This window comes from Nocardia sp. NPDC058497, from assembly GCF_042720195.1.
In the GTDB taxonomy this organism is placed as follows: domain Bacteria; phylum Actinomycetota; class Actinomycetes; order Mycobacteriales; family Mycobacteriaceae; genus Nocardia.
Genome location: NZ_JBHXMY010000095.1, coordinates 1 through 14,476 on the forward strand (window position 1 = coordinate 1; position 14,476 = coordinate 14,476).

Here is a 14,476-nt window from a genome sequence, read left to right on the forward strand (position 1 = left end):
TGATCACCAGGGTTGATGTGCCGAGGCGCGCCCCCCCCCGCGCGGGGGTTGGTTTGCCCCGCCCCACAACATCTCCCGGTCGGCGCGGGCCACCCGGGGGGGGGTGTCGAGCTCCCCGGGACGGTCGGGGTCCTCGCCGACCGCGAGCAGCAGTTCCCTGATCGCGCGCTCGGCCCGGTCCTGGTCGAACGGGCGACCGGTCGCCAGCGCCGTCAGGTCCTTCGGGCTCGTCGAGCCGAGCTCGCCGTCGGCGATCGACCCGTTCCCTACTGGCTCAGCGACCTTCTTGTTGGCCGACAACTTCTCCGCACCTCCACATGTCGACGCCGGTGATCGTCCGGCATCCGACGGTCGAGCGTAGTTGGCTCGCCGTCAGCGGCGGCCGTTCGGCCCTTCCCAGTCGTTGTTCTCCGGATCGGTGCCGGGCGCGGGCTGCTGCGGCGGCTCGCCCCACGGCTGGAACCCGCCACCCTGGTGCCGCGGCTGCTCCGGCTGACCCCACGCATTGCCCTGGCCCTGCGGAGCCTGCGGCTGTTGCGGCTGCTGGGGCTCGTCGCGCGGCGGCCAGCCCGGCGCCGACCAACCGGCCGGGGCGCCGTAATCGGGCCGCGAACCGTGCGTACCCGACTGACGCGGGAACGCCTCGGTCGGCGCGGCGGGCAGCGGGTAGCCCGTGGCGGGCGGCGCAGGCTGGCCGTACTGTGGCGGCTGGGCCGGGTAACCGTTGGCGGGCTCGAGCGGCGCACCGGCAGGTACCGGCGCCGGCTGGACGGGCGGCCACGGCTCGCCGCGCTCGGCGGCCAGCTCGCCCGGGGTCTTCACCGGGGGCTTGTCGGACGGGAGCCGGTCACCGAAGTCGTTGAACGCGGTGATCCGCGGCCGCTTCACGACACCGGCCAGCACCTCTTCGAGGTCCTTGCGGTGCAGGGTCTCGCGCTCGAGCAGCGCGGTCGCCAGCGCGTCGAGCTGCTCGCGGTACTCGCTCAGGATCGACCAGGCCTCGGTGTGCGCCGCCTCGATCAGGTTGCGCACCTCCTCGTCGATCTCGCGGGCCACCTCGTGCGAGTAGTCCGAGCCCTGGCCCATCGAGCGGCCGAGGAACGGGTCGCCCTGCTCCTGGCCGTAGCGGACCGCGCCGAGGCGGGCGCTCATGCCGTACTCGGTGACCATGCCGCGCGCGATCTTGGTCGCCTGGTCGATATCGGAGGACGCGCCGGTCGTCGGCTCGTGGAACACCAGTTCCTCGGCCGCGCGGCCACCCATCGCGAACACCAGCCTGGCGATCATCTCCGAGCGGGTCATCAGGCCCTTGTCGTCCTCGGGCACCGTCATGGCGTGGCCGCCGGTGCGGCCGCGGGCAAGGATGGTGACCTTGTAGACGGGCTCGATATCGGGCATCGCCCAGGCCGCCAGGGTGTGGCCACCCTCGTGGTAGGCGGTGATCTTCTTCTCGTGCTCGCTGATGATGCGGCTCTTGCGGCGCGGACCGCCGATGACGCGGTCGACCGACTCCTCCAGCGATTCGCCGGTGATGAGCGAGCCGTGCTCACGCGCGGTGAGCAGCGCGGCCTCGTTGATGACGTTGGCCAGGTCGGCGCCGGACATGCCGACGGTGCGCTTGGCCAGACCCTCGAGGTCGGCGTCGGGCGAGATCGGCTTGCCCTGCGAATGCACGCGCAGGATCGCGCGGCGACCGGCCAGGTCGGGGTTGCCGACCGGGATCTGCCGGTCGAAGCGACCGGGGCGCAGCAGCGCGGGGTCGAGGATGTCGGGGCGGTTGGTCGCCGCGATCAGGATGATGCCGGTGCGGTCACCGAAGCCGTCCATCTCGACGAGCAGCTGGTTCAGCGTCTGCTCGCGCTCGTCGTGACCGCCGCCGAGGCCCGCGCCGCGCTGGCGGCCGACCGCGTCGATCTCGTCGACGAAGATGATGCAGGGGCTGTTCTGCTTGGCCTGCTCGAAAAGGTCGCGCACACGCGAGGCACCGACACCGACGAACATCTCGACGAAGTCCGAACCGGAGATGGTGAAGAACGGGACGCCCGCCTCACCGGCGACGGCGCGCGCGAGCAGCGTCTTACCGGTACCGGGGGGACCGTAGAGCAGCACGCCCTTCGGGATCTTCGCGCCCAGCGCCTGGTAGCGGGCCGGATTCTGCAGGAAATCCTTGATCTCGTACAGCTCTTCGACGGCCTCGTCGGCACCGGCCACATCGGCGAACGTGGTCTTGGGCATGTCCTTGGACAGCTGTTTGGCCTTGGACTTGCCGAAGCCCATCATGCCGCCGCGACCACCGCCCTGCATGCGCGACATCACGAAGATGAACAGGCCGACCAGCAGCACCATCGGCACGATGAACAGCAGCAACTGGGAAAGCCAGCTCTCCTGCTTGACCACCGTGTCGTACTTCGCGCCGGAGTCCTGCACCGCGTCGAAGATCTGCGCCGATGTCTCACCGCCGCCCGGGTATTTGGCGACGATCTTGGTGTTGTTGTTCGTCGCCTCGTTGCCGTTGTTCAGTTCGATGCGGAGCTGCTGCTCCTTGTCATCGATCTGGACGTTCTTGACATTGGCTTTGTCGTTCAGCTGGCTGAGCGCCACGGAAGTGTCGACACTCTCCCAGCCGCGCGTGTCATCGCTGAGAAAGCTGAACAGCCAGATCATGAGCATGATGCCCGAGATGATCGCCAAAGTGCGAAACACTGTCTTGCGGTTCATAGAGCGTCGGCCGGACGGCCCAGTCCTTTCCGGTTATTTCTCCGGGTGTGCCTAGCGAAGCGTCGAGATCGGCGGGTTTCGGATGCGGACATGCCACGTTACCGCGTACGGTCTAGTTCGATACATCGCGCAGTTCGGCTGCTGGTGCAGTTGCACTGGTCAACGTTCAGAGCTGGGGAACGGTTCCCGAAAGCTCCGAACGCGTTGTTGCAAGTGGCCACAATCATGTCATGCCCGGCTTATCGTGGGCGACGACACAACTACAGCGCAGGGGGTATGGACATCGTCGAGCTACGAACACCCACAGCGATTCTGCGCCACGGCAGTGGACGGCTCACCGTTCTGCGGCCGGGTACCGACGGCGAGCGGGTTCTCGATGTGCCCATCGCCGACCTGCTCAAGGTGCGGCTGAACCGCCGCGCCGACGACGCGGTTGTCATCGAGATCTTCCTGCGCTATCCAACGCCGGTGCTCACGGGCGTTCCCGCCGACCGCACCCCGCTCCCTGTCCTCATCGCCGAACACGACGTGCCCGCCGCCCTCGGCATCGTCGACCGGATCAACGACCAGATCATGGCCACCCAGCGCATCGATGTCGCCGCGCCTGATCTCACCCCGCCCGCGCCGGAATGGGGCAAGTCGGGCCCGGTCAGGGCCGATGTCGAGCGCGCGGTGCGCCGGATGGCGCCGCGCAAGGAGTCACGCACGGCCGTCAACGCGCTGCACCGCTACGTCACCCCCGACGAATACGTACTGGAAACCGCGATCGCCGTGGCGACGCCGCCCGCCGGTACCGGCACCGGTCTGCTCGCGGCGACCACCACCCGGCTGCTGTTCCTCTCCATCGGCAACGGCGAGCGCTACGCACACGAGCTGGCCGTTGCCGCGATCCTCGGCGCCCGCACCGTCGACGGCGCGCGCTCGGCGCCCGGCGAGATCGACACCAGGCACGGTGGCTCCGGCATGGACGTCAGCGACGGCAACAGGACGCTGCATTTCGCAGGCGCCGACCGCGCCGACACCGAGCGGGTGACCTGCGCGGTCAACTTCGCCGTCCGCAGGCAGGCAGCCGACGGCGCGGCAGGGCCCGCCGACCCCGGCGTCTCCCAGCTCTACGCGGAATGGGAATTACTGGTCGAGCGGCACTCGCTCGGCATGGTCGACGACACCCAGTTCCAGCGCTACGGCCGCGGGATTCTCCGCAGCCTGTGACCCGGCGGGCCGGACCCTCAGTTGGGTTCGGCCACTTCGGTTTCGGTCTTCTGTTCGGGCTCGTTCAACTCGATCCGGCGCCAGGGACTGGTCGGGCGGGTCCATAGCCGTAGCAGTTCCATCCGGCGGTCGACGCCGCCGTTCTTCAGTTCGGCGAGGTCCTCGGTGGCCTGCCAGTAGGTCCAGCCCGCGAGGTAGGCGTCACCGAACTGGCGCCAGTTGCGGTAGCGGCGCTGCGCGGGGGCAAGTGCCCGCATCGCGTACTCCCACGCCACGTCGGCGTCGATGTAGCCGGCGGTGAACGCCATCCTGGCGACCGCGATGACGCGGGCCAGGTCCCAGGCGTGGATGTCGTTGGGCAGCGGCCGGGCCAGGTGGTCGGTGAAACCGATCTTGATGGCCTGGGCCCAGATGTCGTAGTCGCGGACCAGCGCCTCGGGGTTGTCCATGCCGCGGAAGGATCCGACCTGACGCAGGAAGGCGCGGTGCCGGTCGGCGCGTTCACCGAAGCGGTCGCGTTCGCTGGCATTGATCGAGGCCATCACCAGCGGATGCACCAGCGCGTAAAGGGGGGCGTGCATCCCTTCGAGGAGCTGTTCCATCGACGCGCGCGCCTCGGTGCCGTCGGTGATGCCCCACGCGCCGGTAAGGGTGTCGATGGCGAGTTCGCGGCGATCGCCCAGCGGGTGCTCGCGCTCGGGGCCGAGCAGCATCGCGTCGTGGAAGGCGTCCCAGCGGGTGGAGTAGAAGGCGCCGAGGGCGAGCGCGCGAAGTTCATCGTCGCTCACACCGGCACCGGACCAGTGGTCTTCCTCGCGCTCGTCCAGTTCCGGGTAGGGAAAGGTGGTCAGCGCTGGTACTCCCCTGGCAGGCATGCGGCCGAGTCTAGTGCGGCGGGTGCCTTCCGGGGCCCAGGAGCGAATCTGCTTTCTTGGCCTGCCGTGATCTGCCACACAGGTCTATGGTTCTGACATGTGTAGAAATATCACCGTCTTGCGTGGTCTGGAGCCTGCCGCCACCGAGCAGGAGATCTACGCTGCCGCCTTGCAATATGTGCGCAAAGTCGGCGGCATCTCCGGGCTGAGCAGCACCACCAAGCCCGCGGTCGACAAGGCCGTCGCCGCCATCGCCGCGGCGACCACAACACTGCTCGCCGAGCTACCCGATCGACGCGTGCCACCGCCCACCGAACCGCCGCTGCGCCGCATCGCGGCCAGGGACGGCGTGGTTCAGGAAACGCCGTAGGCGGCGACGCAATCCAGCGCTATCTCCAGCGCCAGCGCTCGCTCGGACACCGGATGTCCGAGGATTTCCTCCACGCGGTGGATCCGGTACCGCACCGTGTTCTTGTGCACGCCGAGCAGGCGCGCCGCTTCCTCCGGGCTGCGCTGCGCGCGCAGATAGGCGTGCAGGGTCGCGCGTAGCCGGGTAGACACCAAATCGGTACCGGTGAGCCCGCGCAGCTCCCTGGCGATCAGCCCGCGCATCGCGGCCGTGTCGACACCGGCCAGATAGGCGATCTCGACCTCGCGGTAGTCGGTCACCGCCTGCTCGTTCTGCTCGGCGACGCGGCGGGCGGCGACCGCCTCGCGATGGCTGCTCACGAACCCGTCGACGTGCGCGCCCGGCATCCCGAACGCCACCCGCACCGGCGCGGCCACTTCACAGCGCGCGATCCGCTCGGCGATCTCGGCGTCGTCGTCGATGGCAGCCCAGGCCCACAGCCCGCTCGCGCTGGCGGCGACGGTGAGCAGACCGGTGGCGCCGAGCACGGTCGCGATCCGCGCGGCGGCCCGGTCGAGCAGCCCGCCCGGTTCGTCCCCGCCCGCCTCGCCGGTCCACAGCACGAACGCCAGGTGCCGCCGCGAGAGCCGGTAGCCGAGGCCGATCGAGGCCTGGTCCACGTCCACCTCGGTGCCGGTGAGCAGGGCGTGCACCAGTTCGGTCCTGGTGTTGATCGCATCGCGCAGCACCCGTTCCCGTTCGGCCATGAAGGTGCCGGTGAGTGCCTCCACCGACAGCCCGAGCCAGGTGGTGGATCGTTCGAACAGCCGCAGCAGCACTGCCCGTTCGATCTCCGGCGGCACCTGGCCCTGCGCGACGGTCTCGGTCATCACGGCGAGCACCTCGGCCATGCCGGTCCGGTAGGCCCGCAGTAGCACTCGCACGTCAAGGCCGCGCCTGGCGATGGTCCTGGCCAGAGCGTGCGCCTCCTCGGGCAGTGCCAAGTCGACGGTGTCGCTGGCCAGTCCGCTGAGCACCACCCTGGCGTGCGCGCGGGTGCTGGCCGCCAGGTCGCGGCGCATGTCGGGGTCGTCGAGCTCGGGGACACCGGCGAGCACGGCCGCGTCGAGCCTGGCGACGATGCCCTCCATCGTCTGCGCGCGCAGCAGGTCGAACACGAAGTCGGCGAACCAGTCGCGCAGCTGTTCCCGGTTTTGTTCTCCAGACACCAAAAGACCCGATTTCATTGACGTGTACGGCCAAGATTCCGCGCTCTCATTGTGCCAGTCTGATAGATGGTGAACTGATTCACACAACGCAGTGGGGAGCACGACGGTGACCGAACTCGACCAGACCGCCCAGGCGATCGCGGTGCACAATCCGGCGACCGGCGAACAGACCGGCTCCGTGCCGATCGTCGCGCCGGACGAAGTGGCGGCCGCGGTCCGGGAACTGCGCCTCTACCAGCCCGAATGGGAGGCGATCGGGCCAGAGGGCCGCAAGAAGTGGCTGCTGAAGATGCAGGACTGGCTCATCGACAACACCGAGCACCTGGCCGCGGTCCTGCAGTCCGAGACCGCCAAGCCGCGCGTCGACGCGCTCATCGACCCGGCCTTCGCCGTCGACCTCCTCGGTTACTACGCGCGCCGGGCTGGCAAGTTCCTCGCCGACGAGCACCCCTCCCCGCACAGCCCGCTCGCGCGGGTGAAGTCGCTGACCGTCGCCTACCGCCCGTACCCCGTGGTCGGCGTGATCACGCCGTGGAACTTCCCGCTCGCCATGCCGGCGATCGACGTGTTCCCCGCGCTGGCCGCGGGCGCCGCGGTGATTCTCAAGCCGTCGGAGGTGACGCCGCTGTCGGCGGTCGAGCTGGCCCGCGGCTGGGCCGAGATCGGCGCGCCGCCGGTGTTCAAGGTGGTCACCGGTGCGGGCGCGACCGGCGCGGCCGTCGTCGAGAACGCCGACTACATCCAGTTCACCGGCTCCACCGCGACCGGCCGCAAGATCGCCGCCGCCTGCGCGGAGCGGATGGTGCCCTACAGCCTCGAGCTCGGCGGCAAGGACCCGGCGATCGTGCTGGCCGACGCCGATATCGACCGTGCCGCGCACGGCATCGCCTTCGGCGGCATGTTCAACGCCGGGCAGGTCTGCATCTCGGTGGAGCGGGTCTACGTCGAGGCGCCGGTCTACGACGAGTTCGTCACCAAGCTGACCGCCGCCGTCGCCGCCCTGCGCCAGGGCGAGGACGGGCGGGAATCGAAGAACGACGTCGGCGCGCTGGCCAACGAGAACCAGGTGCGGATCGTGCAGCGCCACGTCGACGAGGCCATCGCGGCGGGCGCGCGGGCGACCACCGGTGGCAAGCGCACCGGCGTCGGCACCTTCTTCGAGCCGACCGTGCTCGTCGACGTCGACCACTCGATGTCGTGTGTCGCCGAGGAGACCTTCGGGCCGACGCTGCCGGTGATGAAGGTCGCCGACGAGGCCGAGGCGATCCGGCTGGCCAACGATTCGATCTACGGCCTGTCGGCGTCGGTGTGGACCGGGGACAAGGCGCGCGGGGAACAGGTGGCCAGGCAGCTGAACGCGGGCGCGGTCAACATCAACGACGTGTTCTCGAACCTGTTCAACCCGGCGATGCCGATGGGCGGCTGGGGCCTGTCCGGCGTCGGCGCGCGCTGGGGCGGGGCGTCGGGTCTGCGCAAGTACTGCCGCGCGCAGGCGATGACCAAGCCGAAGATCCCGACCATGAGCAAAGAGCTGTTCTGGTACCCGTACGACATGAACAAGCTCGTCGTCGCGGTGGCCGCGATGCGGGCCGCCGGCGCGCGCGGCATCCGCCGCATCGACCTGCCCGCGGTGTGGCGACTCAAGGGCGGCAAGTGAGCACGGCGGTCCGCGATCTCGTCGTCGTGATCACCGGTGGCGCCCGCGGCATCGGACTCGCGACGGCAACGCGGCTGCGGGAACTCGGCGCGCGCGTGGCGATCGGCGACATCGACGAGACAGCGGTGAAAGCGGCAGGCGATTTCGCGCTGTCGGGCGCGCTCGACGTCACCGACCCGGTCTCGTTCGAGGCCTTCCTCGACGAGGTCGAGCGCGCCGTCGGCCCGATCGATGTGCTGATCAACAACGCGGGCATCATGCCGACCGGCCTGCTGGTCGACGAGCCCGACCGGGTGACCCGCCGGATTCTCGAGATCAACGTCTACGGCGTGATTCTCGGGTCCAAGCTCGGCCTGGCCCGGATGCTGCCGCGCGGGCGTGGGCACGTCATCAATATCGCCTCGCTGGCCGGCGAGGCGCACATCCCCGGGCTGGCGACCTACAACGCCAGCAAGCACGCGGTGCTCGGCTTCACCGACACCCTGCGCGAGGAGTATCGCGGGTCGGGCGTGCGGTTCTCGGCGGTGCTGCCGACGCTGACGAAGACCGAGCTGGGCGCCGGGGTGAAGACCAACTGGTTGTTGCAGCCTGCCGAACCGGAGCAGATCGCCGCGGCGATCGAGGGGTTGTTCGGATCGCCGCGCTCGAAGGTGCGGGTGTCGGCGTTCGCGGGCTATTTGTCCCGGTTCGTGAACCTGCTGCCCGAGGCCGTCGGTGACGGAATCGGCCGGGCGCTGGGGTCACGCACGGCCTTCCTCGACGATGTCGACAGTTCGGCGCGACGCGCCTACGAGGAACGCGCTCGCGAGAGCTGAGCATCCGGAATCCGGCCGCGCGCACACGGCTCGCCGCGGCCGGATTCCACACACCCGAAACCCCTTTGTGATGAAACTCACTGCACCGCAGGCTTTCCGGCACGAACAGAGGTCAGCGGTCTGTTTCATCCCCCACCCGCGTTCGCCGGGACGCACGCCACACCGCGCCGAATCGTGTGAAGCCGGCCGCATTTCCGCTGGTCAACCGCCCAGAAGCCACAGGCCCACCGCTCGGCGTCCGGCGATCGCACACAAGTGACACCTCAATGATGCAGCGCACCATGTCAGGTCATATGCTGTGAGTTACCAACCTGGTGACTGTTTTGATCCACCTCCGCGAACTTCCTTGCCCGTTTTGGCTGGATTTTCCCGACCGATTCTGATAGCAAGGTGCTATGGACCCGCATTTGCGCGATCTGCGGTATTTCGTCGCCGTCGCTGAGGAACTGCATTTCACCAACGCCGCCCAGCGGTTGCATATCGCTCAGCCGACGTTGTCACGCCAGATCCGCCAGCTCGAACGCCAGCTCGACGTGGTCCTGTTCGACCGCAACCAGCGCAGTGTCGCCCTCACCGTCGCCGGTAAGGAACTGCTCGAAGGCGCCCGCAAGATCCTGGAGCTGTGGGAGCTGACCAACGTCTCCCTGCAGGAAGCGGGCGAAGTGCTGCGCGTCGGTATCCAGTCCGCGCTCGGCCGCGGCCTGCTCAACGACCTGGAGAGCGCCAGCGGCCACCGCCTCGCCCTGCACGCCGCCTCCTGGAACGACCCGTCCAGTGGCCTGGCGGGCCGTCAGGCCGACCTGGCCCTGGTGTGGCTGCCGCTGCCCGACCCCAACCGCTACCGCTGGCAGGTGCTGCGCACCGAGCCGCGCTGGGTGCTGCTGCCCGAGACCCACCCGCTGGCCGAGCAGGAGACGATCGAGTTCGCCGATCTGCTCGACGAGCCGTTCATCGCCCTGCCGACCGAGGCGGGCGCGGTCCGCGACTTCTGGCTCGGCAACGACGCCCGCGGCGGCCGGGCCGCCAAGATCGGCGCCGAGGCCGCCACCCCCGAGGACAAGCTCGAGGCCGTGAGCCTGGGCCTCGGCGTGTGCCTGCTCGCCGAGAACAACGTGCCGATGTACCGCTGGCCCGGCCTGACCGCGCGCCCGGTCACCGGTCTCACCCCGTGCGAGCTGGCGGTGGCGTGGCGCGCCGACGACACCCGCCCGACCATCCTGGAATTCGCCGGTCGCGCCGTCGACGGCGGCTTCTCCGAGCCGCAGCCGGTGCAGACCCCGATCGCGGTCTAGTTCGTCAGCTCCAGTTGGGCGGCGAGGCCGAGCAAGGTGGCCTCGCTGCCCGGCGGACCGGCCAGCTGCGCCGCCAGCGGGGTGTGCGCCTCCGGATGAGTGCCCATCGGCACCGACGCGGCCGGCCAGCCGACCAGATTCCAGACGCCGGTGAACGGCGCGTAGCGCGCCGAGGCGAGCACGTTCACGGTCCAGCCGCGCCCGCTCCACTGTTTGGCCTTGGGCGGCGGTGCCGCGAGCGTCGGCGTGATCACCACGTCGAAGTTCTCGAAGAAGTCGACCAGTCCGGCCTCGATCCGGTCGACCTGATCCGGCCGCACCAACCGCAGCCGCCGGATCAGCCTGCCCAGCGCGAGGTGCCGTCTGGTGCGGCGTTGCAGCAGCTCGGGGTGCGGTAGCGCCGCGGCGTCGGCCAGGCCCGCGCTGGGCCAGCGCAGCGCCATCGCCAGCGCCGTGTCGCCGTAGGGCAGCTCGACCGGCTCGACCAGGTGCCCAGCCGCCGCCGCCCGCGCGCCCGCGGTGCGCGCTGCCGCCGTCCAGTGCCGATCCACCCGGACCAGTCGTGACGGCGGAGCCACGGCAAGTCCGATGCGTAGTCGCTGCGGTGCGCGAAGCTCGGCCAGATCGGAGCGCCCAGCCAGCACCGACAACGCCAGCGCCGCGTCCGACACCGTCGTCGCGAGCACGCCGTTCTCGGCCATCCCCGCCCAGGAATCGGCGCCGATACCCGCGGGCACCACCTGGCGGCCCGGCTTGATCCCGAAGACGCCGCAGGCCGCGGCGGGCACCCGGATCGAGCCGAGCCCGTCGTTGCCGTGCGCGATCGGCACCAATCCAGCGGCCACCGCGGCGGCCGCGCCACCCGAGGAGCCACCGGCGGCCCGGCCGACATCGCGCGGATTGCGGGTGACGGTCCCGTCCTCGTCGGTCATCGCCCACAGGCCGAGTTCGGGCATCGCCGTCACCCCGACGACGATCGCGCCCGCGGCCCGCAGTCTGGCCACCACCGGATGATCGGCGGGCTCCGGCTCGGTCGGACTGGCCGCCGACCCCGCCCGCAGCGGCACCCCGGCGACCGCGATGTTCTGCTTCACCGCCACCGGCACCCCTGCCAGCGGCAGTTCGTCCAGATCGTCGCGGGCGGCCAGCTCCAGCGCCTCGGCGCGGGCCTGCTCGGCGCGCACGACGGTGAACGCGTTGATCTTGCGATTCTCCGAGGAGATCCTGGTCAGCGCCTCGGTCACCACATCGAGGGGCGTGATGGTGCCCGCGCGTACCCGGGCGGCCAGCGCCGCCGCCGGGCCGCCGATGGGGTATTCGTCGGCGGGCTGGTGGGGAGAGTTCATCGCCACCTCAGCGTCCGTCACGCCGTCGTCGTCGACGGACTCCCATGCTACCGCTGTGAGGTCATCGTGCATGTGCGGATTCGCCCCCGTCGCATGGTCGTCGAAATTCGGGTGATCTGCTCTCGAGGCGCAAGTTATCATTCGGGTACGGCTCGGGGGCCGATGGTGTCGGGTGTGGCGGAAGGAATTTCGCTCCGACCCGCGCGAACCTTAGGTCGGTTGATGATCGATAAGACCGGAAGCGATGAACTGCCCGACGCGAGCGCCGGACAGTCGACGAACGGGCGCGGCGACATGGTCGAAGCGTTCACCCAGGCATGGGGTTCCACGGCCGGGCAGCCGCCCGATATGGCCGAATTCCTGCCCGACGCGCGCACCCTGCGCAGGCAGGCGCTGCACGAACTGATCCGCATCGATCTGCGCCATCGCTGGCTGCACCACGGCGGCGCCGAGGTCACCCGCAAGCGCCTGGCCCACTACTGCGCCGAGTTCCCCGAACTCGATCCGGCGACGCTGCCCGCCGGGCTGGTGTTCGAGGAGTTCGTGATCCGCAGGCACAGCGGTGAACGCGTCGACCCGCGCGACTGCCTGCGCGAATACCCGGATCAGGCGCCGAGCCTGCGCGCGCTGCTCAACGCCGACGAGCTCGAGCAGAGCACCCACCGCACCGACGACCCCGATCCGGCGGTGAACCAACCACCCGACCCCACTCGTACTACCCAGGTGACCACGCCCGAGCTCGACTTCACCGCGACAGCGACCTCGGCGGCGACCGCGACCTCCGCGGCGACCGCCGCCGCGTCGTCGCCGGGCTCGTTCGAGCCACTGGACCGGATCGAAATCGGCCAGCGCATCGGCGACTTCGAGCTGCTGACCGGGCTCGGCACCGGCGCGTTCGCGCGGGTCTTCCTGGCCAGGCAGACCTCGATGCAGCGCCTGGTCGCGGTGAAGATCTCGGCCGACCGCGGCACCGAACCGCAGACCCTGGCCCAGCTCGACCACGACTACATCGTGCGCGTCTTCGACCAGCAATTGCTCGACACCGACGACACCGCGCCGTCGGGCGCCCGCCGCCTGCGCCTGCTCTACATGCAGTTCCTGCCCGGCGGCACCCTGCTCGGACTCCTGCGCTGGGTGCGCGCGACCCCACCCGAGGAGCGCAGCGGCAAACTGCTGCTCGACGCGGTGGACGCGGCCATGGAGGAGAAGGGCGAGATCCGCCCGACGGATTCGAGCGTGCGCGCCGAACTGGCCGAGCTGACCTGGCCGGAGACCGTCGCGTGGCTGGGCAGGCGCCTGGCCGAGGCGCTCGACTACGCGGCCGCGCACGGCGTGCTGCATCGCGACGTGAAACCGGCGAATGTCCTGCTGACCGCGGAGGGCGTGCCCAAACTGGCCGACTTCAACATCAGCTTCAGCCGCACCGTCGCCGGGACCAGCCCCGTCGCGTACTTCGGCGGCTCGCTGGCGTACATGTCCCCCGAGCAGCTCGAGGCCTGCCATCCCGGTCTCGGCCGCACCGCCGCCGACCTCGATACCCGCGCCGACATCTACTCGCTCGGCGTCGTGCGGTGGGAGCTGCAGACCCGCGCGAATCCGATCGACCACAGCACCCCCGACGCCGCGGGCCGCGGCGACGAGACCACCCTCGAGGCGATGCTGGAACGGCGCACCAGCGGCGTCGATCCGGCCGCGTTGGACCGGGTGCCAGAGGACTGTCCCGCAGCCCTACGCCGTGTTCTGCTGACGTGTCTCGAGCCTGAGCGCGACCGACGCTGGTCGACCGGTTGGGTGTTGGCGAAGCAGTTCGGCTTGTGCCTCGACAACCGAGCGAGGGAACTCGTCGATCCGGCGCCCGGCAGTTGGCGGCTCCGTCTGCGGCCTTGGATCTTTCCCATCGCGTTCCTTGCGATCGGCGTCCCGAACATCCTCGCAGCCCTGTTCAACATCCAACACAACCAACACTTGATCGTCGACCGGCTCAGTGCGGACGCACGGCCGACGTTCCTGATCACCACAAGTGTGATCAACGGGATCTTCTTCCCTTTGGGAACGGTCGCCATCGTATACATCTCCCGCTACGTGTTCTCGGTACCTCGAGGACTCCGGCGGGGCCAGAGCTACGATCCGGACACCTTGAGGCGAACCAGATCGGACACACTGCTGTTCGGTGACCGAGCCGTGGCGGTCGCATTCATGTTGTGGATGGTCGCTGGGCTCACTTTCCCGATCGCCCTGCAATTCTCGACCGGTGGAATCACAGCCCGAGCTGTGATGCACTTCCTCGCATCGCTCGCGGTGTGCGGTGCGATCGCAGCGGCGTACCCGTTCTTCCTTGTAACCTTCTACATGGTCCGGTGCGTATATCCGATCTTCCTACGTCACGGTGAGATCAGTGCAACAGACCGCGCCCAACTGCACGGCTTGGATCGACGCTGCAACGGATACCTCGCGGTCGCCGCGTCGGTGCCGCTGCTTGCCGTGGCCGGTGTCACATTCTTGCAACCGGGGGACATTCCGTCGGTCATCGTCACTGTCCGCATCATGTGCATCGGCGCGATCGTCGCGTTTGTCGGCTTCTTCTTCCTGTTCCGCGCATTGGAAGCGGACCTGCAGGCGTTGGAGCGTGTAGTTGCACCGCTAGGTTCTCAGGATCGGAAACCGCGCTCAGCTCCACCTGACGCGCGCTGATCCCTTGAAGAATTGTTAGCGAACTGTTGCCGAACCAGGGTGGGCAGCATCAGATGATCGTTGAGGTTGGCCGCCCAAAGCGCCATGGAAAGAGGAAAGCCGTTGCCGCAGGTCAGGATATGGTGTTTGGAGCTGGTCTTGGGGGGGGGGGGGCAACAGCGCCCGACCGCCCCACACCCCCCCCCCAACCCCCAGAGGCCAACACCCCCCGCCCAACCCCCCCCCCACCCCCCCCCACCAGGCCCGTCACAAATAAAAAAAAAAAAAAACCCCCCCAAAAAAACCCCCACAC

10 protein-coding genes and 1 pseudogene are annotated in these 14,476 nt (G+C 69.2%); 6 read left to right on the forward strand and 5 right to left on the reverse strand.

The features are described 5' to 3' along the window. Nucleotides 1-45: 45 nt before the first annotated feature. A pseudogene (locus tag ACFWPJ_RS09580) lies at nt 46-255 on the reverse strand (GTP cyclohydrolase I FolE); the annotation flags it as partial. Between the two features lie 117 nt (nt 256-372). Further along, complete coding sequence (gene ftsH, locus ACFWPJ_RS09585) at nt 373-2,718, reverse strand: ATP-dependent zinc metalloprotease FtsH (RefSeq protein WP_378849193.1); 2,346 nt, start codon at nt 2,716-2,718, stop codon at nt 373-375. Between the two features lie 276 nt (nt 2,719-2,994). Here ftsH and ACFWPJ_RS09590 point away from each other — a divergent pair, with 276 nt between their 5' ends. After that, nucleotides 2,995-3,930 (forward strand): hypothetical protein, encoded by a 936-nt coding sequence (locus tag ACFWPJ_RS09590; protein ID WP_378849195.1) that lies wholly within the window; start codon nt 2,995-2,997, stop codon nt 3,928-3,930. A 17-nt stretch (nt 3,931-3,947) separates the two neighbouring features. On the opposite strand, the gene ACFWPJ_RS09595 is transcribed toward ACFWPJ_RS09590, so the two are convergent. Next, complete coding sequence (locus ACFWPJ_RS09595; RefSeq protein WP_378849197.1) at nt 3,948-4,805, reverse strand: DUF1266 domain-containing protein; 858 nt, start codon at nt 4,803-4,805, stop codon at nt 3,948-3,950. 97 nt (nt 4,806-4,902) lie between these two features. Between ACFWPJ_RS09595 and ACFWPJ_RS09600 the strand changes: the two genes are divergently transcribed. Then, on the forward strand, nt 4,903-5,175 hold the full coding sequence (locus ACFWPJ_RS09600; RefSeq protein WP_378849199.1) for a DUF2277 domain-containing protein: 273 nt from the start codon (nt 4,903-4,905) through the stop codon (nt 5,173-5,175). Here ACFWPJ_RS09600 and ACFWPJ_RS09605 read toward each other — a convergent pair. Next, the gene (locus tag ACFWPJ_RS09605; protein WP_378849201.1) at nt 5,160-6,383 is read right to left on the reverse strand and encodes a PucR family transcriptional regulator; all 1,224 of its coding nucleotides are present in this window, start codon (nt 6,381-6,383) and stop codon (nt 5,160-5,162) included. The two genes, ACFWPJ_RS09600 and ACFWPJ_RS09605, sit on opposite strands and share 16 nt — an antisense overlap. A 106-nt stretch (nt 6,384-6,489) precedes the next feature. On the opposite strand from ACFWPJ_RS09605, the gene ACFWPJ_RS09610 reads away from it, so the two are divergent. From ACFWPJ_RS09610 to ACFWPJ_RS09620, 3 genes are all read left to right on the forward strand, one after another. Next, the gene (locus ACFWPJ_RS09610; protein WP_378849202.1) at nt 6,490-8,040 is read left to right on the forward strand and encodes an aldehyde dehydrogenase family protein; all 1,551 of its coding nucleotides are present in this window, start codon (nt 6,490-6,492) and stop codon (nt 8,038-8,040) included. Next, complete coding sequence (locus ACFWPJ_RS09615; RefSeq protein WP_378849204.1) at nt 8,037-8,855, forward strand: SDR family oxidoreductase; 819 nt, start codon at nt 8,037-8,039, stop codon at nt 8,853-8,855. Before ACFWPJ_RS09610 ends, ACFWPJ_RS09615 begins: the two co-directional genes overlap by 4 nt. A 395-nt stretch (nt 8,856-9,250) precedes the next feature. Continuing rightward, on the forward strand, nt 9,251-10,147 hold the full coding sequence (locus ACFWPJ_RS09620) for a LysR family transcriptional regulator (RefSeq protein ID WP_378849206.1): 897 nt from the start codon (nt 9,251-9,253) through the stop codon (nt 10,145-10,147). Here ACFWPJ_RS09620 and ACFWPJ_RS09625 read toward each other — a convergent pair. Next, nucleotides 10,144-11,565, reverse strand: a complete 1,422-nt coding sequence (locus ACFWPJ_RS09625; RefSeq protein WP_378849208.1) for an amidase — start codon at nt 11,563-11,565, stop codon at nt 10,144-10,146. The two genes, ACFWPJ_RS09620 and ACFWPJ_RS09625, sit on opposite strands and share 4 nt — an antisense overlap. Nucleotides 11,566-11,715: 150 nt before the next feature. Here ACFWPJ_RS09625 and ACFWPJ_RS09630 point away from each other — a divergent pair, with 150 nt between their 5' ends. Next, the gene (locus ACFWPJ_RS09630; protein ID WP_378849210.1) at nt 11,716-14,184 is read left to right on the forward strand and encodes a protein kinase; all 2,469 of its coding nucleotides are present in this window, start codon (nt 11,716-11,718) and stop codon (nt 14,182-14,184) included. Nucleotides 14,185-14,476: the final 292 nt, after the last annotated feature.